At 61.5% G+C, this 20,778-nt stretch carries 16 protein-coding genes; 12 read left to right on the plus strand and 4 right to left on the minus strand.

Going from position 1 to position 20,778, the window contains the following annotated elements; genetic code table 11:
- Nucleotides 1-6: 6 nt before the first annotated feature.
- From J2D73_RS08505 to J2D73_RS08520, 4 genes are read right to left on the minus strand one after another with little or no spacing between them, the layout of a single operon-like run.
- Entirely contained in the window at nucleotides 7-645 is a 639-nt protein-coding gene (locus J2D73_RS08505; protein WP_207881172.1) for a PqiC family protein, read from the minus strand.
- The gene (locus tag J2D73_RS08510; protein ID WP_207881173.1) at nucleotides 642-1,628 is read right to left on the minus strand and encodes an MlaD family protein; all 987 of its coding nucleotides are present in this window, start codon (nucleotides 1,626-1,628) and stop codon (nucleotides 642-644) included. Before J2D73_RS08510 ends, J2D73_RS08505 begins: the two co-directional genes overlap by 4 nt.
- Nucleotides 1,621-2,478, minus strand: a complete 858-nt coding sequence (locus tag J2D73_RS08515) for an ABC transporter ATP-binding protein (RefSeq protein ID WP_207881174.1) — start codon at nucleotides 2,476-2,478, stop codon at nucleotides 1,621-1,623. Before J2D73_RS08515 ends, J2D73_RS08510 begins: the two co-directional genes overlap by 8 nt.
- On the minus strand, nucleotides 2,475-3,662 hold the full coding sequence (locus J2D73_RS08520) for an MlaE family ABC transporter permease (protein ID WP_207881175.1): 1,188 nt from the start codon (nucleotides 3,660-3,662) through the stop codon (nucleotides 2,475-2,477). The genes J2D73_RS08515 and J2D73_RS08520 overlap by 4 nt, the downstream gene beginning before the upstream one ends.
- Before the next feature lie 311 nt (nucleotides 3,663-3,973).
- Between J2D73_RS08520 and J2D73_RS08525 the strand changes: the two genes are divergently transcribed.
- The 12 genes from J2D73_RS08525 to J2D73_RS08580 all read left to right on the plus strand — a co-directional run bounded on the left by J2D73_RS08525 (nucleotide 3,974) and on the right by J2D73_RS08580 (nucleotide 20,550).
- A complete protein-coding gene (locus tag J2D73_RS08525) occupies nucleotides 3,974-7,147 on the plus strand; it encodes an efflux RND transporter permease subunit (RefSeq protein WP_207881176.1) in 3,174 nt (1,057 codons plus the stop codon).
- Entirely contained in the window at nucleotides 7,147-8,328 is a 1,182-nt protein-coding gene (locus J2D73_RS08530) for an efflux RND transporter periplasmic adaptor subunit (protein WP_207881177.1), read from the plus strand. The genes J2D73_RS08525 and J2D73_RS08530 overlap by 1 nt, the downstream gene beginning before the upstream one ends.
- A complete protein-coding gene (locus tag J2D73_RS08535; RefSeq protein WP_207881178.1) occupies nucleotides 8,325-9,908 on the plus strand; it encodes an efflux transporter outer membrane subunit in 1,584 nt (527 codons plus the stop codon). The genes J2D73_RS08530 and J2D73_RS08535 overlap by 4 nt, the downstream gene beginning before the upstream one ends.
- 126 nt (nucleotides 9,909-10,034) lie before the next feature.
- Complete coding sequence (locus J2D73_RS08540; RefSeq protein ID WP_243429798.1) at nucleotides 10,035-11,222, plus strand: lytic transglycosylase domain-containing protein; 1,188 nt, start codon at nucleotides 10,035-10,037, stop codon at nucleotides 11,220-11,222.
- Nucleotides 11,223-11,353: 131 nt separating this feature from the next.
- Nucleotides 11,354-12,277 (plus strand): tRNA pseudouridine(55) synthase TruB, encoded by a 924-nt coding sequence (gene truB / locus J2D73_RS08545; RefSeq protein ID WP_207881179.1) that lies wholly within the window; start codon nucleotides 11,354-11,356, stop codon nucleotides 12,275-12,277.
- Nucleotides 12,278-12,297: 20 nt separating this feature from the next.
- Nucleotides 12,298-12,567, plus strand: coding sequence for a 30S ribosomal protein S15 (gene rpsO / locus J2D73_RS08550; RefSeq protein ID WP_026397763.1), 270 nt, complete (start codon nucleotides 12,298-12,300; stop codon nucleotides 12,565-12,567).
- A gap of 365 nt (nucleotides 12,568-12,932) precedes the next feature.
- Entirely contained in the window at nucleotides 12,933-15,080 is a 2,148-nt protein-coding gene (pnp, locus tag J2D73_RS08555) for a polyribonucleotide nucleotidyltransferase (RefSeq protein WP_207881180.1), read from the plus strand.
- A 136-nt stretch (nucleotides 15,081-15,216) separates the two neighbouring features.
- The gene (locus J2D73_RS08560) at nucleotides 15,217-16,635 is read left to right on the plus strand and encodes an NAD(P)H-dependent flavin oxidoreductase (RefSeq protein WP_207881181.1); all 1,419 of its coding nucleotides are present in this window, start codon (nucleotides 15,217-15,219) and stop codon (nucleotides 16,633-16,635) included.
- Nucleotides 16,636-17,254: 619 nt separating this feature from the next.
- On the plus strand, nucleotides 17,255-18,214 hold the full coding sequence (mbfA, locus tag J2D73_RS08565; RefSeq protein ID WP_207881182.1) for an iron exporter MbfA: 960 nt from the start codon (nucleotides 17,255-17,257) through the stop codon (nucleotides 18,212-18,214).
- 151 nt (nucleotides 18,215-18,365) lie between these two features.
- A complete protein-coding gene (locus J2D73_RS08570; RefSeq protein WP_341535056.1) occupies nucleotides 18,366-19,544 on the plus strand; it encodes a pyridoxal phosphate-dependent aminotransferase in 1,179 nt (392 codons plus the stop codon).
- Nucleotides 19,545-19,548: 4 nt separating this feature from the next.
- Nucleotides 19,549-20,175, plus strand: coding sequence for a LolA family protein (locus tag J2D73_RS08575; RefSeq protein WP_207881183.1), 627 nt, complete (start codon nucleotides 19,549-19,551; stop codon nucleotides 20,173-20,175).
- A gap of 126 nt (nucleotides 20,176-20,301) precedes the next feature.
- A complete protein-coding gene (locus J2D73_RS08580; RefSeq protein WP_207881184.1) occupies nucleotides 20,302-20,550 on the plus strand; it encodes a hypothetical protein in 249 nt (82 codons plus the stop codon).
- Nucleotides 20,551-20,778 lie beyond the last annotated feature (228 nt).

Raw genomic sequence — 20,778 nt, forward strand, 5'->3', positions numbered from 1 at the left:
CAGCGATTAGCGGATCGTGGCCAAATTCTGAATAACTTTGTCGAACGCCTGCGCTGAAAGCCTGTTCATCAACGAGACAACGTCGGCGTCGCTTGATACCGGCCCGCTGGCTGTCAGGCTTGTCTGTCCGGTAGATGCGGAAGCGTCGCCTTGCGCACCCACTATCGCCCAATGCGCGTCGAGCGTTGCTACGCCGGAGGCGGAGACGTCGAAGCGTGTGATGTCCAACATAAGGCGCGAAGTCGGCGCGCCTGTCAGCGGCGTTTCGGTTACGATGAGATCGGGTCGGGCTTGTCGAATTTTGGCGGCGAGAAGATCGGTCAACCCGTTTGAGAGACGCTCGGCCCAACGGCCGTTAGGGCTGGTTCGGACAAACTGCCCGTCACGTGTGACAATGTTTTGCGTATCGAGATAATCCGGCAGCCGGATACGGGATATTTCCACAACGGCGGCGCTGGCGTTCGCCGAGGTTCCGGACGGGATGGCGGGCGCGTCAAGCGTGTAGAGCCGCAGCGCCGCCGACGCGCACCCCTCTAGCGTCGCGCACAAGGCTGCGGCGCACAGCATATTTCCAAAAAACACATATTTTTTGAAGAAATGCTTGCGGAGTGGTGCGAGAGCGGGACGTGGTGGTGAGGCGGTCATTGACGGCGTCCCATCAGAAGAAGTTGCGGGTTGCGTTCGACATCGGTTGCAAAGCCGCGCAGCGAAGCGGCGGCGGCGGCGATGTCGCGCAGTGCTGCGTCAACGTTGTCGCGCTCTGCGCCACGCGGCGCGAGCATGCCATGCACGCTCTCCAGCGTCGCTCGCGCCTGATCGGTCGCGCGTGTCGCGCTGGCCAGCGTCGTATGCAGATCGGCGCCCCGTTGCTGGATTTCGGCGTCGGACGAACGGAGCAGGTGATCGACGTTGGCGAGCGTAACGTCGAGATGGTCGCGCAGATCAGTAATGGCCTGTGTTGCGGCGTCGAGCGTCTTCTGGGACTGGTCGGAAGTTTGTCTCAGGCCGGTGACAAGCGGAGGAATATCAGTGTCGAGCTTCTCGGCAAGATCACGGATGGAGATAACCGCCGCATTGGTGTTGGTGGCCAATTCTTTTAGCGGAAGATCACCGATGGTTTCTTTGATTTTTTGTATGGCCGAAAGATGTGTCGGTATTTCCGGAAGGCTCGAGACATTGGGATGCAGTTGCTCGGGAGAACCGGGATAGAAGTCGAGGTTGATATTCGATGATCCTGTGACGAAACTCTGGACGTTCTGTTCTGCTCGCAGCCCGTGAGCGATGACGTCCTTGAGCTGAAGCGGTTCGCCGCCAGCGTGCGCCGTGTCCATCACATGGATCTGCTTCGGGTCCAGCGTGACCACGACTGGAATGTAAGCGACGCGCCCTGCCTGATCGTATTGCAGTTTTATGCTTTCGACAGCGCCCACCCGCACGCCGCGAAACGTGACGGGGGCCCCCACGGACAGTCCGCTTACGGAGTCCTGAAACACGACGACCGCACGCTTGTTCGTCGAAAACAATCGAAGATCTCCGAACAGGACAAGCGCTGCGAGCCCAAGAGCCACGCCGCCTATCACGAATGCGCCGACGACTGTCTGCCGCGCGATTCCTGCGTCTTTAGCCATGCGTGTTCGTGTCCTTCCTGACGGTCGGGGGAGGCGTGGGGTCTGTGGGGTTTTCCCGGTGCATGAAGGCGTGCACCTGCGGGTCTTGGCAGTGGTCGCGCAAATCCCTTGGCGCGCCATGCGCGATGGGAATTTTCGTCTGAGCGTCGAGGAAGATCCCGTCATCTGCGATCGTGAAAAGGCTCGACAACTCGTGACTGACGATCACGATAGTCGCGCCCAGCCCATCGCGTAACGTCAGGATAAGGTCGTCCAGGCGCGCCGAAGTGATCGGATCGAGGCCAGCCGAGGGTTCGTCGAAAAACAGAACGTCTGGGTCGAGAGCCATCGCGCGGGCCAGCCCGGCGCGTTTGGCCATGCCGCCGGAAATTTCCGAAGGGTATAGATCGATGGCATGAGACATGCCGACCAACCCCAGTTTCAATTCCACCAGACGACGGATCATATCCTTGTCGAGTCTGGTGAACATCTCCAGCGGTAGCGCGATATTCTCGCCGACGGTCATGGAGCTCCATAACGCGCCGCTCTGGAACAATACGCCGAAACGCCGGTTGAGCGCAGTGCGGTGGCTGTCAGGGCCCGACCAGTAATCATCGCCGTCGACCGTATATCGGCCCGCAAGGGGGCGGAGCAGCCCGATCATCGTGCGCAGCACGGTGCTCTTGCCGCAGCCGGACCCGCCCATGATCGCGAAGATCGAGCCGCGTTTTACATCCATCGATATATTCTTCTGGATGATTTTCGAGCCATAGCCGATCGTCAGATCGCGCAACGAGAGAAGCGTTTCGCTCCCCGCCTTGTGCTGGACGCCGCTGTCGGTCGGCGCTTCAGAGGCGACGTGAATGGTCATATGCCGATGACGTCCGCAATAACGGCGAAAATAGCGTCCAGCGCGATGACGCCGACAATGCCGGTCACCACGGCGGACGTCGCCGCCGAGCCAACATCGGCGGCGCTGCGTCCGGCCTTGAGGCCGATCCGGCAGGACGTAAGTCCGATCAGGACGGCGAAGACAATGGATTTGGCGAAACCGAATTCGAACTGCTGCACATTCACCGCGCCAAGCATTTGATGAATGTAGCCGGCTCCCGTGACGTCAGGGAGCATCCCGGCGCAAACGACGTAACCGCCGATCATCGAGACGACGCATCCGTATAGATAAAGGAGCGGCATCATAAGCATGAGCGAAAGGACCGAAGGCAGCAGGATGTAAGACGAGATCGGGATGCCGAACACGCGCAAGGCGTCGATCTCCTCGTTGCCAAGCATCGTCGATATACGGGCGGCATAAGCGCCGCCGGTGCGGCCAGCCATGATGATCGCCGTCATCACTGCTGAAAGTTCGCGGACGCAGGCGATGCCCACCAGATTGGCGACGTAGGCGTCAGCGGCAAACTTACTCAATTGCACGGCGCCGACGAAAGCAAGGATCGCGCCGATTAGAAAATTGACGACGCTAACGATGATCAGAGCAGAAGGCCCGGCGTCGAAAATATTCGCCATGAGATCGCGGAACCGCATGCCGCCGTGCCCGGCCAAAGCCCGCAAAGACCCTTGCGCTGTCTGGGCCCCAAGCTCCACAACGGCGCCAATCTCATCCACCATCCCGAGCGCAGCGCCGCCGGTGACGGCGAGTATATTCGGCTGCCTCGACGATGGCGGCGCGGGCTCTGTCGGCGCTGCGGGCAGGAGAGCGAAAAGGCGAGCGACCTCGACGGGTAGAGAGGAAGTGTCGAAGTTAAGCCCGCTTTTCGCGGCCGCCTGTTTCGTAGTCCATAAGAAAGAGACGAGCGATGAGTCCCACTGACCAAGATCGCGCACATTCACATGCAGCGTGGGGGCGCTCCGCCCAGCGCCCGACGGTGCTACGGGCAGCGCCCGATCAGGAATCGCCAGCACGGCGCCGTCGTCAATTGTCCAGTGCCCGCGGACGACGAGAATCGCATCGACGCCGCTCTGTTCGACCGTCCAGGTCGGACGCTCATCCTGCTTGTCGCCGACAGAGGCGGGGATGTGGCTCGGGTCGTTGGTCATCGTCGGCGCCGACGTTAGGGCAAACCTGATGCCTTGGCCATAGAGCGACGATTGGCCCGTGGCTGCACACTAAAGCGATCTTGGTCGTGGGGGGGCGGAAGCGGCGAGGGCAATACTAAACAGCTATTTATATGACAGGTCTGTGATCGGATTATATGTCAAAGTTTGTCTGGAGAAGGGGACGTGCATCCGCGCCGTAAAACCGGCGTATGTGTCGTCTGCTGTTCCAGATCACGGACTCAGCGCTTTAGCGTCGTGCCGCTGCGGAAAAACAGTCGCGCCGAGCGTCCAGAACGAGGTCAGCCAGTTTCATGAATGCCATTGTCGTTACCGCCTTACGACGACCGTATACGTTCGTCGTCTTGTCGATAGTCATCTTGATGTTTGGCGTCATGTCGGCCCTGAAAACGCCGACAGACGTCTTCCCGAACATCAAGATACCCGCGATCGCCGTTGTGTGGACTTATGGCGGACTGCTGCCTGAAGAGTTCGCCGGGCGTGTGATGTACAACTACGAGCAGGGCGTGACGTCCACGGTCGAAGGCATCGACCATATGGAGTCCGATTCCTACTACGGACGTGGCATCGTGAAGATCTTCTTTCAGCCGGGAACCGATATCGGTTCGGCGGAAGCGGACGTCACCGCGATCTCGCAAACCGTACTCATGCAGTTGCCGACGCATATCCCTGCGCCGATGATCATGAAGCTCGAAGCGTCGTCCGTGCCAGTCATTTCGTTGGAGATGACGTCTGACACCATGACGCCGTCCGATCTCTTTAAGCTGGCCCAGATTCGCGTGCGTACGCTGCTGGTGACAGTGCCGGGAGCGATCGTGCCGCATCCTTACGGCGGTATGGACAGCTTCGTCATGGTGTCGCTGAACCAGAAGCAGTTGCAGGCCCATCATCTGTCCGCCATGGACGTCCAGAACGTTCTGGACACTCAGAACGTGGTGCGTCCCGCCGGCGACCAGAAGATCGGGCCGACCGACTGGATGGTGCAGACAAACGCGGCGCCGCGATCAACCGATGAAATCGGCGATATTCCGGTCAAGCGTGAAGGCAACAAATTCATCTTCATCCACGACGTCGGCGAAGTGTATCGCGGCGGCCATCCGCAGACCAACTCCGTGCTGGTCAAGGGCAAGCAGGCCGTCATCATGGTAGTCATGAAGAGCGGCGAGGCTTCGACCCTTGACGTCGTCGCAGGCGTGAAGAAGCTCCTTCCTCGTATTCAGGCGACGTTGCCAGCCTCAGTGAAAATCAGCGTGCTCAGTGACGCGTCAGGGTTCGTGAAGGACTCCATTCAGGACGTGTTGAGAGAAATGGTGACCGCCGCGGCCCTGACCGGTCTCGTGGTTCTGCTGTTCCTCGGGTCCTGGCGCTCGACGGTCATCATCGCGACGTCCATCCCGCTCGCCATCCTGTGCTCGATCATCTCGCTGGGTTGGGCCGGGCAGACCATCAACGTCATGACTCTCGGCGGTCTGGCGCTCGCCGTCGGCATTCTCGTCGACGACGCGACCGTCATGATCGAGAACATCGACACCCATCTCGAGATGGGCAAGGATCTCGAAACCGCGATCATCGACGCAGCCAACCAGATCGTCATCCCGACCTTCGTGTCCACGACCTGTATCTGTATCGTGTGGCTGCCGCTGTTCGAACTCGACGGCGTCGCCGGCTGGCTGTTCATGCCGATGGCCGAAGCCATCATCTTCGCGATGATCGCGTCGTTCATTCTGTCGCGAACGCTGGTTCCGACCATGGCGAAGTTCCTGCTCGCCGGGCACGTCCATCCGGGCGCACATGGCGAGGAGCATGAAGCTCTTCCCCACGGTCACAACGCCTTCACGCGTTTCCAGAAGGGCTTCGAGCATCGTTTCACGAAGTTCCGTAATGCGTATGGCGCTCTTCTGGAGCGTCTGGTGGCGCGGCGCGGAGCCTTCGTCGGCGTGTTCCTTGGCGTATCGATCCTGTCGCTCAGCCTTTACGCCATCGCTGGCCGCGACTTCTTCCCGGAGATCAAATCCGGTGAGTTGCAGATGCACATGCGCGCGCCTCTGGGAACGCGTATTGAGGTCGCCGGGCGTATCGCTACGCTGGTGTCCGATCGTATCCATCAGCTGCTACCGGGTAAGGTTGAAGACGTCGTCAGCAACTGCGGTCTTCCGGAAGGCCCTCATAACCAGGCGTTCATTCCGACCCCGACCGTTGGAACGCAGGATTGCGATCTGACGATCACGCTGACGAACGAGGAATCGCCCGTATGGGACTACCGGACCACTCTGCGTAAAGGGCTGCGCGCCAGCTTCCCGGGCACGGAATTCACGTTCCAGCCCGCCGATCTGACCGCGAAAATCCTGAACTTCGGATCTCCGGCCCCGATCGACATCAAGGTGTCCGGTCCGCATCTGCAGGACAGCTATAAATACGCACTGGATCTGGTCAGCCGTCTCAAGAAGGTGCCGGGCGCAGTCGACGTCTCGCTGCAGCAGACAATGTCCACCCCGACGTTGTTCGTGCAGGGCGATCGCAGCTTTGGTCTTTCGACTGGCGTCACCGCGGGTAACTTGGCCGACAACGAGCTGATGACGCTGTCCGGAAGCTCGGTGGTTGATCCGATGTATTGGTATGATCCGGAATGGGGCGTGACCTTCCTTGTGAACACATATGTGTCGCAGGATCAGCTGACGCACCTGAACGATCTGCTGACGATTCCGGTCGACAAGGGCGATGACGACCCGAGCGGCAAGAACATGCAGCTGCTGGGCGCCATGAGCCAGATCAAGGCGATGGGCACGCCGGGCGAAGTCTCGCACTACAACTCGATGGCGGCCTTCGACATCTATGTGTCCGCGGAGGCGACCGACCTCGGCACCGTTCTAGGCGGCGTGAAGCAGGTTGTCGCCGACACGGCGAAGGATGTGCCCAAAGGCGGCGCGGTTGATGTCGAAGGTCAGGCGACCACGATGCGCAGCGCATATGTTCAGCTCGTAGGCGGCCTCGTGGTGTCCATTGCGCTGATCTATCTGCTGATCGTGGTGAACTTTCAGTCCTGGGTAGATCCGTTCATCATCATCTCGGCCCTGCCCGGTGCTCTGGCAGGCATCGCCTGGAGCCTGTTCCTGACGCACACGCACCTGTCGGTGCCTGCCCTGACCGGCGCGATCATGTGCATGGGAACGGCGACGGCGAATTCGATCCTGGTCGTGTCTTACGCCCGAGAAAGACTGGAATTGCATGGCGAGCCGTTGAAAGCCGCCGTGGAAGCCGGGTTCGGTCGTATCCGTCCGGTCATCATGACCGCGCTGGCCATGATCGTGGGCATGATCCCGATGTCGATCAGCAACTCGCAGAACGCACCGCTTGGAAAAGCGGTCATCGGAGGGCTGATCGTGGCGACGATCTCGACCCTGCTGTTCGTTCCCTGTGTTTACGCAATTGTCTATAACCGTCGCACCCGTCTCAAGGAGTCCGTCTGATGGCTTCCTCCACCACTCGCTCTGTCTTTCTGGCCGGAGGTTGCGTCTTCGCACTCTATGTAGGCTGGCAGGTTTTTGATCGTTTCCATGCGATCACGGAACTTCGCGCCGAAACAGAGAAGAACGCCGTCCCCGACGTTCAGGTCGTTAACCCGGCCCCCGGTCCGAAGACCGTCTCTCTTACGATACCGGGCACGCTCGACGCATGGTATCAGGCCCCGCTTTATCCGCAGGCCTCTGGCTACGTGAAGATGTGGTACAAGGACTATGGCGCAGAGGTTAAGGCTGGCGATGTGCTGGCCGAGATCAACGCGCCCAGCCTTGACGCCCAGTACGCGCAGGCGAAAGCAGACTTCCAGGCTGCAGAGGCGAAGTTCAACCTTGCGACCGTCAGCGCCGATCGCTGGCACAACATGGCGAAGTCGCAAGCTGTCTCCGGGCAGTCCGTTTCGGTCGCTGATGCGAACCTGAAGTCCAGCCGCGCTGAGATGGAAGCTGCGCAACATAACGTCGCGCGCTTCGACGCTCTTGAAAAATTCAAGACGATCGTGGCGCCTTTCGACGGCGTGGTGACGTCGCGTGACATCAACGTGGGCGATTACGTCAGCAGCGGCGGCGGCGAGCATGGCTCGAACGGCGACGCCAGCCAGATGTTCACGGTCGCGGACATGCACAAGATGCGTCTGTTCGTGTCGGTGCCTGAAGTGTTCTCTTATGTCCTGAAGCCGGGCATGACGGCGGACATGACGGTGCCGCAGTTCCCGCATCAGGTGTTCAAGGCGAACTTCCTGACCATCGCGCGTGGATATGACCCGAACACACGTACGGCCGTCACCGAATTCACCCTCGACAACGACGACCACAAGCTGTGGCCGGGCACCTTCGCATCCGTGAAGCTGACGGCGCCGGCTGAAGGCGGCGTGTTCGAAGTGCCGACGTCGACGCTCGTGTTCCAGGAAAAGGGGATGCAGGTCGTCGTTGTGGACGCGAACAACAAGGTGCATTTCCGTAATATCGAAGTCGGACGCATGGCCGACACGACGACCGAAGTGATCAGCGGCATCCAGCCCACCGATCGCATCATCAAGAATCCGCCGGCCGATCTTCTGGACGGCGAGGAAGTTCACGTCGTCCAGCCGATGAAGGGTTATGACGGCTCTTCTGAAGAGATCGAAGGATGAGCTTTTCCGCTTTGAAGTCGACGCTGACGGGCTGCTGCCTGCTGGCGCTCGCGTCGGGTCTTTCGGGGTGCGATCTCGCACCCAAATATGAGGCCCCCAAATTTGTCGTGCCGGCCAGTTGGGGAGGGCAGGCGCCCTTCGCGGTAGCGACGCCGGCGGACACGCAGCTTCCTTCGGATTGGTGGACGCTGTTTGGCGATCCCACGCTGAATGGACTGGAAAAGCAGGCGATCAGCCAGAACGCCGATCTGCAGGCGACGGCTGAACGCTTCATTCAGGCGCGCGCCCAGGTGATGAACGCGCGTTCCGATCTGCTTCCGCATTTCGGTCTCGCCTTCGGCGCTTCCGACAACAAGCAGTCTGCTGACCGCCTGTTCCGCTACAAGGGCGCCATCACGCAAACTGATGAGTATTACAGCGGGCTTGCGTCGTGGGAGCCCGACTTCTGGTCCGAAATCCGTAACCGCGTGCGTATGAGCAAGGCGGCGGCGCAGGGCAAGGCCGCAGATTTTGCAGCCGCTCGCCTGAGCACCGAAGCGGAGCTTGCGAGCGACTATATCGCGCTGCGCGGTTATGACGCGCAGGACGCGATCTACAAGCAGTCGATCGCATATTATCAGCGCGCCGTGGATATGACGAAGACGCAGCTGGACAATCAGGCGGCGCCCCGTCTCGATCTCGCCCGTGCGCAGAACCGTCTTTACGTGACGCAGGCGCAGGAGCTGGATCTGCAGGCGCGACGGCAGGTGACGGAGCACGCGATCGCCATTCTGGTGAACGTGGCCCCGAGCGCTTTCCACATCGCGCCGCTGCAGGACTTCCGCTTTCCGATCGTGAACGTGCCCGTTGGCGTTCCGTCCGAACTGCTGCAACGTCGTCCGGACATCGCCTCGGCCGAGCGCGAGATGGCGGGCGCAAACCGCCAGATCGGCGTGGCGCGCGCAGCGTTCTATCCGCATATCTCTCTGAATGCGCTTGGCGGTTTTGACGCCAACGGCTTCACGTTGGCGAATCTCGCCAACAGCATGTGGTCGTATGGAGCTTCGGCGTCGCTGCCGTTGTTCGAAGGCGGCATGCGACGTGCTGAGCTGCAGCATTCGTGGTCGGACTACCGAGAGACGCGCGATAAATATCGCTCCACTGTTCTCTCAGCCTTCCGCGAAGTGCAGGACGGTCTTTCGAAAACCGTGCTTCTTCGTCAGGAAAACGAGCGTCTGAAGAAAGCGGTCGACACCGCCATGCAGATGCAGGACATGACGATGACCCTCTACAAGGGTGGGCTGTCGCCATATCTTGACGCCATCGTCGCGCAGGAAGCGGCGCTGGATGCGCGAATATCGCAGGTTCAGGTGGACATGCAGTCCGTGCAGGCGACGGTTGGCCTGATCCGCGCCGTAGGCGGCGGATGGAGCGACAAGCTGCTGCCGACGCCTGACCAGACGATGACGTTCGACATCTTGCAGTATAACAAGGTCGATCATCCCGAGCCCGCTGGCGGAATTGACGTGCCGCATGACACGACGGGATCGGAAAATCTGGTGACCGGGGGCGCCATCGGCCCGCAACCGCAGGCGCACTGATGAGACATAAGGCGAGGTGTGGTAACGTGTTGGCCGCATTCTCGCCTTATTCTCGTTTTCTTCTCATATCGACCGCAGCTCCGTCCCGACGGCTCGCGTAACGGTCGGTGGCAGACGGAAGGAAGCATGATGGATCGTCGTTGGAGCAGGCCGTTGTCTTGCGCGGCGATGACCATTCTGCTCGGCGTCGCAGCCTGTAGCAGTTCCAGGCCGGGTGGTTCGCCCAGTCAGTGGGGGCAGGGGAATTATACTCCGCCCGGCCCGTCCAGTGACCCTTGGGGGCCTTACATCCGGGAGGCCGCGAGTCGATTCTCCGTGCCGGAGGCCTGGATACGGGCTGTGATGAATCAGGAATCCGGCGGCCATCAATACATGAACGGGGAACTGACGCAGTCCGGCGCGGGCGCCATGGGGCTGATGCAGTTGATGCCCGCGACATGGTCCGACCTTGCTGCCAATAATAGCCTGGGCGACGACCCGTTCGATCCTCACGACAATATTCTGGCTGGCGCAGCCTATATACGGCAGATGTACGACCGATTTGGCTCCCCCGGCTTTCTCGCCGCCTATAACGCGGGTCCGGGGCGCGTTGAGCAATATCTGCAAAACGGCGGGTCTCTGCCTGACGAAACGGTCAACTACGTGGCTTCGATCTCTCCCCATCTGGGCGACGCCACGCCGACCGAAGCGGGGCCGGATTCCTATTCGGCGCCTGTTCAGGTCGCCAGCGCTGCGCCCACGCGCGTTACGGCGCCTCCGCCGACGACACCGGTCGGGGATCTTTCCCGGACTGCAGACGGTTGCCTGCGTAATCCGGACGCCGCCTACGACCCGAGCGGCTGCCTTATGGATCGTGACACGCCGCATCCGGATCCCACTCCGGCTGCGGAGCCCGCTTACGTCGCACCAGCCTACGCCTCGGCGTCCATGCCAGCGCCAACTCCCGTGGCGACGCAGGCTCTGCCAGTTGAACTCGCCAGCTATGTTGAGCCATCTTCGGCGCGACCCCGCGCTGTTGCGCAACCGCATTATCTACCTGCGGCTCCGGTCGTCGCCTACTCGGGCGGGCAATGGGCGGTGCAGGTTGGTGCGTTCTCGTCAGATTCCGAGGCGCGTCAGGCGCTTCGTCATGCGCAAGCCATTATCGGCGGGGCGTCCGGCAGGTTGGCTTCGATCGTGACGAGAGCGCCGTCGGCGTCCCGCTCGCTCTATCGCGCGCGTCTGACAGGGTTCGCGGCGTCTGACGCTACGGCGGCGTGCCGCGTGCTGCACACGCATTCCGTGGCGTGTTTCACGGTGCCCGTCTCCACCTGATCTGCTCTTCATTGTGGGCAGAGCAGGAATCAGTCGCCGGGAAGCATTGTCGCCCGTCCCGGCCTCGGCTAGACCCGCGCCTTTCGAATATCCCCGCGCACAAGCGCGGTGAAGCGGCGAGGGTAAGAAGTATGGCGCGCAACCGGGTCCGGAAAGGGCGTCCGCTCGACGGCTGGCTGGTGATCGACAAGCCGACGGATCTGACGTCGACGGCGGTTGTCGCCATCGTCAAGCGGGTGTTCAACGCCCAGAAGGTCGGGCATGGCGGCACACTCGATCCGCTTGCGACCGGGCTGCTGCCCATCGCGCTAGGCGCTGCGACGAAGACCGTTCCGTACATAATGGACGGCACGAAGCGGTATCATTTCACGCTTCGGCTTGGCGAAGCCCGCGATAGCGACGACGCCGACGGCGAAGTGACGGCTACGTCCGACGTGCGCCCCACTGACGACGAGCTCCGCGAGGCGACGAAGGGCCTGACCGGCGACATCATGCAGGTTCCCCCGGTTTTCTCCGCTTTGAAAGTTGCGGGGGAACGCGCCTACGACATGGCGCGCGACGGTCGTCCGCCGGAGTTGCCCCCTCGTCCCGCGCGCGTCGATCGTTTCGAGCTGATCGACCGGCCCGACGCAGACCACGCCATCTTCGAAGTCGAATCCGGCAAAGGCGTCTACATGCGTTCCCTCGCGCGTGACGTCGCTCTGGCGTGCGGAACCGTAGGACATATCGCTGCCCTGCGCCGCCTTCGGGTTGGCCCGTTCACAGAGGCTGATGCGATTTCTCTGGACAAACTCGTCGCGAGCGCCGAAGAAGCGCCTGCCTCACCGGAACTGCTGCGTCCGGTCGCGACCGCGCTGGCCGACATCCCGGCGCTGGCCCTGACCTCCGACGAAGCGGCTCTTCTGTTGCATGGACAGGCGCTCGGGCTCCTGAATCTCATGGGACGTATCCCTGAGACTGGTCCTGACGCCGTCGTGCGCGCGATGGACGGTGAGCGTGTGCTCGGGTTGTGCCGCCTCGAAGAAGGATGGCTGCAGCCCGTGCGCCTGCTTTAACTTTTGTTCTGGAGACGATGATGTCGATTACGGCTGAGCGCCGCACGGCGCTGATTGAAGAATACCGCACGAACGCGACCGACACGGGATCGCCTGAAGTTCAGGTCGCGATCCTGACCGAGCGTATCAACAACCTGACCGAGCACCTGAAGACGCACGCGAAGGACTTCCACTCCCGCCGTGGCCTGCTGGTCATGGTCGGCAACCGTCGCAGCCTGCTCGATTACCTGAAGCGCAAGAGCCAGGGCCGTTACGAGACGCTGATCGGTCGCCTCGGCCTCCGTCGCTGACGGCTGGCCGGGTCGGGATCACAGAGCGCCGCCGATGTCCGCGCGCTCCGTGTTTCCCCGACCCGGCTATTCCTGTTATGGCTATGCGCCGAGGCCCCGAATGCGGGTTCCTCGGTTTTTTATCATCCGGCGACAGGGCCGGAGCCAACATACGCCTCACCCCGGTAGTCTGAAGGTTACCCGGCATGCTGCGGCGTTTCAGGCCACATGGCGCTCTGACAATCCTCTCCGTCAGCCACCATGCCGTCCGAGACGCTGTCCCGACAGCCGGAAACCAAACATGGCGCAGGTCGAGCCTCAGGCAGGCTGGCGCCGCCGGACGACCCGGGGTTGAGGTAGTCACAGTCCGAAGGGCCTGACAAAGCATGTTCAATTATTTCCGCAAAGAAATCGAATGGGGCGGCCGGCCCCTTATCCTCGAAACCGGCAAGATCGCACGTCAGGCTGACGGCGCCGTCGTCGCCACCTACGGCGACACCATCGTGCTCTGCACCGCCGTCGGCGCGAAGAGCGTGAAGGCCGGGCAGGATTTCTTCCCGCTGACCGTCAACTATCAGGAAAAAGCGTACGCGGCTGGCAAGATCCCCGGCGGCTTCTTCAAGCGCGAAGGCCGTCCCAGCGAGATCGAGACGCTGAATTCGCGCCTGATCGACCGTCCGATCCGTCCGCTGTTCCCGGAAGGGTTCCTGAACGAGGTCCAGATCATCACGACCGTTCTCTCCCACGACATGGAGAACGATCCGGCGATCCCGGCGCTGATCGGCGCTTCGGCGGCTCTTACGCTGTCCGGTATTCCGTTCTTCGGCCCGGTCGCGGCCTGCCGCGTCGGTTATGTGGACGGCGAATACGTCCTGAACCCGACGATCGAAGAGACCAAGGGCAGCGAGCTTGATCTCGTCGTCGCAGGCACGTCGGAAGGCGTGCTGATGGTCGAATCCGAAGCGAACGAACTGTCCGAAGCCACGATGCTTGGCGCCGTGACCTTCGGTCATCAGGCGTTCCAGCCGGTCATCGACGCGATTATCTCTCTGGCGGAACACGCTGCGAAGGCGCCGTGGGACATGCCGGAGCCGTCCAAGGAAGCCATCGCCCTTCGCAAGAAGGTCGACACCCTTGGCCGCAAGCTGCTGACCGCCGCCTACAAGGAGAAGGTCAAGCAGGCTCGCTACGAGAAGATCGCCGCCGCGAAGAAGACGGTCATCGAGAAGCTCGTCGCCGCCGATCTGAACGCCGACGCCGCGAAGCCGATGCTGAAGGATCTGGAGGCTTCCATCGTGCGCGGTTCGGTGCTGAGCACCGGCCTGCGCATTGACGGCCGCGACCTGAAGACCGTGCGTCCGATCGTGTCGGAAGTCGGCATCCTGCCGCGCGCTCATGGTTCGTCGCTCTTCACCCGTGGCGAGACGCAGGCGCTTGTCGTCGCAACCCTCGGCACCGGTCAGGACGAGCAGGTGATCGACGCACTCGAAGGCGAATACCGCACGAACTTCATGCTGCACTACAACTTCCCTCCGTATTCGGTGGGCGAGTGCGGCCGCACGGGTTCGCCGGGCCGCCGTGAAATCGGCCACGGCAAGCTGGCGTGGCGTGCGGTTCACCCGCTGCTGCCGACGAAGACCGAATTCCCCTACACGATGCGCGTGGTTTCCGAGATCACGGAAAGCAACGGCTCGTCCTCAATGGCGACCGTCTGCGGCACGTCTCTGGCGCTGATGGATGCGGGCGTTCCGCTGAAGCGTCCTGTGGCGGGCATCGCCATGGGCCTGATCAAGGAAGACGAAGGCTTCGCGGTTCTGTCTGACATCCTTGGCGACGAGGATCACCTCGGCGACATGGATTTCAAGGTCGCAGGCACAGAGAAGGGCGTGACCGCTCTTCAGATGGACATCAAGATCACGTCCATCACGCCTGAGATCATGGAAATCGCGCTCGATCAGGCGCGCGGCGGCCGCCTGCACATCCTTGGCGAAATGGCCAAGGCGCTGACAGAAGGCCGGACGGACGTGTCCTCCACGGCGCCGAAGATCACCACGATGAGCGTGCCGAAAGAGAAGATCCGCGACGTGATCGGCTCCGGCGGCAAGGTCATACGCGAGATCGTCGAGTATTCCGGCGCGAAGGTCGATATCGGCGACGACGGCACGATCACCATTGCGGCGATGTCCGACGAGCAGGCGCAGAAGGCGATCAGCCGCATCAACGGCATCGTCGCCGAGCCGGAAATCGGTCGCATCTACGACGGCAAGGTCGTGAAGACCGCCGATTTCGGCGCCTTCGTGAACTTCCTCGGCGCGAAGGATGGTCTGGTTCACATCTCCGAGCTGGCGCAGGGCCGCGTGGCCCGCACGACGGATGTCGTGAAGCAGGGCGACGCCGTGAAAGTGAAGGTCGTCGGTTTTGACGATCGTGGCAAAGTAAAGCTGTCCATGCGGGTTGTGGATCAGGCCACGGGCGCCGACATCAGTGCTGAGGTCGGTGATCGGCCTGCGCGCGCGCCTCGCCGCGAAGACTGAGCGGAGTCCAGTCTCCGGTGTAGGGCGGGCGTTGTGACGAAGCGTCGCAGCGCCCGCTTGCGTATAGCGTTGCGGCGGAAGGCGCGTTAAAGACGCCGCGAGCTTCAATTGTGCAAGAATTAACGACAGGGCGGCCATGAAGGCGATCAATGCGGTTCGAGTTGGAGGCGTCGATGTTTTGCCGCTGGTGGAAGGCGGCAAGGGCGTTTCCGTGTCGACCGGCCTTTCAGCGGGAAGCTGGGCGGCGGCTGGCGGCGTCGGAACCGTCTCGCTTGTCAACGCTGACAGCTACGACGAGGACGGTCAGCCCGTTCAGCAAATCTATCGTGGCCGGACACGGCGCGAGCGGCACGAGGAACTGATTGACTACGCCATTCGCGGCGGTATCGCCCAGGCGCAGATTGCGCATGAGCAGTCGTCCGGAAAAGGGCGTGTCCACGCCAACATCCTGTGGGAAATGGGCGGCGCCGAGCGTGTTATCGCTGGCGTTCTGGAGGGCGCGAAGGGGCTGATTCATGGTCTGACGTGTGGCGCCGGCATGCCTTATCGTCTGTCCGAGATCGCGGCCCGTTTCGGCGTCCATTACTACCCGATCGTCTCCTCCGCGCGCGCATTTAGCGCGTTGTGGAAGCGGGCTTATAACAAAACGGCGCATCTGCTCGGCGGCGTCGTCTACGAGGATCCGTGGCGCGCGGGTGGTCACAACGGTCTGTCCAACACTGAAAACCCGCTCAGCCCGGAAGACCCGTATCCGCGTGTCGTCGCTCTGCGAAAGCTGATGCGGGAGTTCGGGCTGGGCGATACGCCAATCATCATGGCTGGCGGCGTCTGGTGGCTGGAAGAATGGCAGGACTGGATCGACAACCCGGAACTCGGGCCGATCATCTTCCAGTTCGGCACGCGGCCGCTTCTGACCAAGGAAAGCCCCATTCCGGAAGCATGGAAGCAGCGTCTGCTGACGCTGAAGGAAGGGGACGTGTTCCTCAACCGCTTCTCGCCCACCGGCTTCTATTCTTCCGCCGTGAACAACAGCTTCCTGCAGGAACTGCGCGAGCGGTCGGAGCGGCAGGTGGCGTTTTCGCCGGAGCCGGTAGGCGAACATGTCGCCGCGTATGGCGTCGGCGCCCGCAAACGTCTGGTCTTCGTCACGCCTACAGATCTGGAGCATATCCGCGCCTGGGAGGCTCAGGGCTTCACCGAGGCCATGCGGACGCCCGATTCAACGCTGATCTTCGTCACGCCGGAGCGGGGCCGGGAAATCGTCACCGATCAGGTCGACTGCATGGGTTGTCTTTCGGAGTGCCGGTTTTCCAACTGGAGCCAGCGTGAGCCGGAGTTCAGCAACGGCCGTAAGGCCGACCCGCGCTCTTTCTGCATTCAGAAGACGCTCCAGACCATCGCGCACGCGCATGGTCCCGATCAGGAACTGGTGGCTGACAACAACCTTATGTTCGGCGGCACCAGCGCATGGCGCTTCGGGACTGACCCCTTCTACTCGAACGGCTTCGTCCCTACGGTGAAGCAACTGGTCGAGCGGATCATGACGGGCCGCTGAACGACGGAAACCGGAAAAGCTCGCCGCTGGAGCGCGGCGAGCCGAATGGCTCCCTCGGCGTTCTTTCTGCCGATAGTGAATTTGAAGAAATCGCCTGTCGCCATGAGATGTCGGAGCGCGGTGGCGTAGATTTTCTTCGTTGGAAAATCAAAAATTTTCTGCGTATCGAGAGTAACACAGCGGTCTATGCTGGGCGACCTTTCGTTCTCAAGCAAAAAATACCAAATCTTCCGCGGGAGATAGCCGCAGGGCACGTAGTAAGTGCGTCTGTGCGAGGTGACTCAATTTGTAATAAGGGTGCGAACTTCCCTTGAAGCATTGGGGTGTTGCGGGAAGCTTTGCAACAGACACAGTAAACGCATGCTCCGCTATGGCGCTATCCGGCCAAGGAGCGGCTTGCTGAATTGAAGGTGCTTTCAATCCCAAGCGTCGGAGCCATATTCGTGCGCCAACGCGAAAGGATATGGCTTGGCCGTGCCTGACGCTGTTGCTGAGTTGCGACATGGCGCCGCAGGGTGCGCTCCAGTCTCTAAATTGTGCATGAGAATAAGAAAGGTTTTCATTCGTATTATTGTAAGAAATTTTGCGAATTGCACGTTTGTTCAGTAAAAGCGTAGGCATGCGCAAATTCTCAGACCTCTCCGATCAGGAAATTCTTGCCCTCGCAATCTCGAACGAGGAAGAAGACAGTCGCATCTATGCAGACTTCGCTCATGCGCTTGCGGAGAACTACCCGGACAGCGCCAGCATTTTTAGCGGAATGTCGGCGGAGGAGGACGAGCATCGGCGGGATCTGATCGACGCTTACACCGCACGTTTCGGGTCCCACATTCCACTAATCCGTCGTCAGGATATTCGTGGGTACATTCCCCGCAAGGCCGCGTGGGAGCTTCGCACCAGAGGCATAGAGACCATTCGCGGTTACGTGAGCGAGATCGAAGCCGACGCGGCCAGATTTTATCGTGAGGCTGCGCAGAGGACGACGGACGCCGCAACACGCCGTCTTCTGGGCGATCTGGCGCAGGCCGAAGATACGCATGTGGGAGTGGCTCGGGAGATAGAGGAGCAGCGTCTTCCCCTCGAGAAGCGGGACGCCGAGGATCAGCAGGCCCGGCGGCGCTTCGTTTTACAGATCGTTCAGCCCGGTCTCGTGGGGCTTATGGATGGTTCGGTCTCGACGCTGGCGCCGGTGTTCGCAGCGGCTCTGGCGACGCACGCCCCACGGAACGCCTTTCTGGTTGGCCTCGCGGCGTCTCTGGGCGCGGGCATATCCATGGGATTCGCGGAGGCTCTGTCCGACGACGGAAAACTCTCCGGACGAGGCGCGCCGCTGCTACGTGGGCTGGTGTGTGGCGCGATGACGACGCTCGGCGGCATAGGGCACACGCTGCCATTCCTGATCGGTAATTTCGCGACAGCCATGGCGGTGGCCATGGGCGTCGTAGTGGTCGAGTTGATCGCGATAGCCTGGATACGCTGGAAGTATCAGGAAACGCCGTTTGGTTCGGCCATCGTGCAAATCATTTTCGGCGGTCTGCTGGTTTTCATCACTGGCGTGTTGATCGGCAGCGCCGGATGATGTTTCGGCGCGTTCATTGTTCCGCCACGATTTTCGGTTCCTCTCATCGACGCGACCTTGACGGGCAGGTCTGATCTCGCCTGAAACAGGGTTTCGTCGGGGCTGCCTGACGCGGAACGGTGTTCCGGAGATCGACGGGAGTACAGGGCTGGTGTCTGTTGAATTCGCGGATCTGGCGGCACCCAGACCCGGCCTGGGCGCCGTAAGACCCTCGCTGATCCAGAAAGTCGCCGAACAGGGCGCGGGTCTTGAGGGCGTCATCAAACTCTGGTTCGGAGAGCCGGATCGGGTCACGCCGAAATTCATCCGTGACGCGGCGACTGCGGCGCTTGATGACGGACATACATTCTATGTTTCGAATTTTGGCGTGCCGCCGCTGCGACAGGCGCTGTCAGATTACAACGCGCGTCTTGGCCGTGACATCGGGGTGGAGCGGATATTCGTCACGTCGTCGGGCGTCAATGCGATTCAGCTTGTGTGCGACGCGCTCCTTTCTCCGGGCGATCGGGTTGTTCTGCCCGGCCCTTACTGGCCCAATTTAAGCGGCATTCCAGCCGTTCGCGGCGCGGAAGTCGTGTCGCCGGATCTGACGCTCGATGGGGAGGTCTGGCGGCTAGACATGGACGTGTTGCTGGACGCCATCACGCCTGAGACCCGGATGGTCATGTTGAACGCGCCGGGAAATCCCAGCGGCTGGATGCTGACCCGTGCTGAGCAGGAGACGATCCTCGCGCATTGCCGTCGTCTCGGCGTCTGGATTCTTGCCGACGACGTCTACGAGCGTGTCGTTTTCTCCGGAGACTGCGCACCGTCGTTTCTGGATATCGCGACGCCCGAGGACCGGGTCGTCTCGATCAATTCCTTTTCCAAGAACTGGGCGATGACCGGCTGGAGGCTGGGCTGGATCGTGGCGCCGCCGACATTGTTGCCGACGCTCGCGATGCTTGGCGAGTACAGCATCTCCTGCGTCGCCCCCTTCATCCAGCACGCCGGCGTCGTAGCGCTTCGCGATGGCGAGGCGTTTCTGGCTGAGATGCGCGCACGGTACCGCGACAACCGAGATCTGGTGGTTGAGCGCCTTCGCGCCATTCCGAGGCTGCAAGTCCCCCGGCCGGAAGGCGCCATGTACGCATTTTTCCGTGTCGAAGGCTGTGACGACAGTTTTGCTCTCGCGTTGGATCTGCTGCGCAAGGAGCGTGTCGGACTTGCGCCGGGCGTCGCTTTCGGGCCGCGCGGCGAAGGGTGCCTGCGCCTTTGTTTTGCGGCGGAAGCCAGCGTTCTTTCCGAAGCGTGCGACCGTATCGGCGCTTACCTCTCACGACAGGGATAATCCTATGCGCCGTCGGATTTTTACTCGCCGTTCGTTGTTTTTGCTGGCTGGACTGGCGATGTCCCCCGCAGCCTTGGCTCCTGCACGCGCCGAGGTGACCCTGACACCCGCCGACAAGGGGTGGGTAGGTCGAATTCAGGAAACACTGAACCAGATCACCACCTTGCGTGCGCGGTTCGAACAGATCGCACCAGACGGGCAACGGACGACGGGCGTCGTATGGCTGTCACGGCCGGGTCGCATGCGGTTCGCCTACGACAAGCCAAGCCCTCTGCTGTTGGTGGCGAATGACGGAAAAGTGGTCTTTCGCGACGAGCAACTGGATCAGACGACCGAAATCCCGATAGACCGCACGCCGCTCGGGCTCTTGCTGGGCGCGCACATCGTGCTCTCGGGAGACGTCACCGTGACCGGCTTCTCGCATGAAAATGGTCTGCTGCGTCTGTCGGTCGTCAGGACGGCGACGCCGGGAGAGGGGACCCTGATTATGTTCTTCGACGAAAAGCCGCTCGCCTTGCGGTCCTGGATCGTCGTGGATGCGCAGGGGCGACAGACGCAGGTGTCGTTGTCTCAGATCGTCCCCGGCGTGGCGACGCCTGATGCTCTTTTTGCACTTCCTCACGCTGAGTGAGGGCGGCTGCCACAGTTTCATGTCAGCTCGTCGTGAGGCAGGGCGTTGTTTCGTTCCAGTCAGGGTTGGTCCGCACAAACTCTTGTCGAGCGCCCGGCGTTACATTCGATAAGTCAAGGAGGTATCATGCGACGTTTTGGAAACGCCATTGCCGTCGCTGCGCTGCTGGCGCTCAGCGGGTGCTATTACGGGGATTACGAATATCGCCCCTCCGGCTGGAACCAGGGCTGGTATTACGGGACGTATGGCGGTCACCGGGGCTGGTATGACAACGGCGGCGCGTGGCGCGGTTGGCACGGCCGCGGCGGTTGGCATGACGAACGTGGACGAGGCTGGCGCGATCCGCGTTGGCGTGGGGGCGGTCGCTGGCGCTGAAGCCGGTTCGGGCGTAACGGCGGCCGAGTGTTGTCGTAATTACCGTGGTTCCGCCGCGTTTATCCAGCGTCTCATGCGGATGACGGCTGATTGAGGGGCAAGCCTGGAGAGGCCTCCCTCAAGCGAGTTTCGAGATGCGGGTTCGAGACGCCGCGCAGAGGCCGCCGTACACAGTAGCGTATGGTTCTCTGTGTTTTATCTACTCAGGTGTCGGCGGTTCGCGCCGGG

The sequence above is a fragment of the Acetobacter sacchari genome, from assembly GCF_017377715.1.
GTDB classification, from domain to species: Bacteria; Pseudomonadota; Alphaproteobacteria; order Acetobacterales; family Acetobacteraceae; genus Acetobacter; species Acetobacter sacchari.

What these genes read in the sequence shown, in the direction of transcription:
- J2D73_RS08505 (WP_207881172.1), bottom strand. Translation starts at nt 645, where the DNA reads ATGACCGCCTCACCACCACGTCCCGCTCTCGCACCACTCCGCAAGCAT.
- J2D73_RS08510 (WP_207881173.1), bottom strand. Translation starts at nt 1,628, where the DNA reads ATGGCTAAAGACGCAGGAATCGCGCGGCAGACAGTCGTCGGCGCATTC.
- J2D73_RS08515 (WP_207881174.1), bottom strand. Translation starts at nt 2,478, where the DNA reads ATGACCATTCACGTCGCCTCTGAAGCGCCGACCGACAGCGGCGTCCAG.
- J2D73_RS08520 (WP_207881175.1), bottom strand. Translation starts at nt 3,662, where the DNA reads ATGACCAACGACCCGAGCCACATCCCCGCCTCTGTCGGCGACAAGCAG.
- J2D73_RS08525 (WP_207881176.1), top strand. Translation starts at nt 3,974, where the DNA reads ATGAATGCCATTGTCGTTACCGCCTTACGACGACCGTATACGTTCGTC.
- J2D73_RS08530 (WP_207881177.1), top strand. Translation starts at nt 7,147, where the DNA reads ATGGCTTCCTCCACCACTCGCTCTGTCTTTCTGGCCGGAGGTTGCGTC.
- J2D73_RS08535 (WP_207881178.1), top strand. Translation starts at nt 8,325, where the DNA reads ATGAGCTTTTCCGCTTTGAAGTCGACGCTGACGGGCTGCTGCCTGCTG.
- J2D73_RS08540 (WP_243429798.1), top strand. Translation starts at nt 10,035, where the DNA reads ATGATGGATCGTCGTTGGAGCAGGCCGTTGTCTTGCGCGGCGATGACC.
- truB (WP_207881179.1), top strand. Translation starts at nt 11,354, where the DNA reads ATGGCGCGCAACCGGGTCCGGAAAGGGCGTCCGCTCGACGGCTGGCTG.
- rpsO (WP_026397763.1), top strand. Translation starts at nt 12,298, where the DNA reads ATGTCGATTACGGCTGAGCGCCGCACGGCGCTGATTGAAGAATACCGC.
- pnp (WP_207881180.1), top strand. Translation starts at nt 12,933, where the DNA reads ATGTTCAATTATTTCCGCAAAGAAATCGAATGGGGCGGCCGGCCCCTT.
- J2D73_RS08560 (WP_207881181.1), top strand. Translation starts at nt 15,217, where the DNA reads ATGAAGGCGATCAATGCGGTTCGAGTTGGAGGCGTCGATGTTTTGCCG.
- mbfA (WP_207881182.1), top strand. Translation starts at nt 17,255, where the DNA reads ATGCGCAAATTCTCAGACCTCTCCGATCAGGAAATTCTTGCCCTCGCA.
- J2D73_RS08575 (WP_207881183.1), top strand. Translation starts at nt 19,549, where the DNA reads ATGCGCCGTCGGATTTTTACTCGCCGTTCGTTGTTTTTGCTGGCTGGA.
- J2D73_RS08580 (WP_207881184.1), top strand. Translation starts at nt 20,302, where the DNA reads ATGCGACGTTTTGGAAACGCCATTGCCGTCGCTGCGCTGCTGGCGCTC.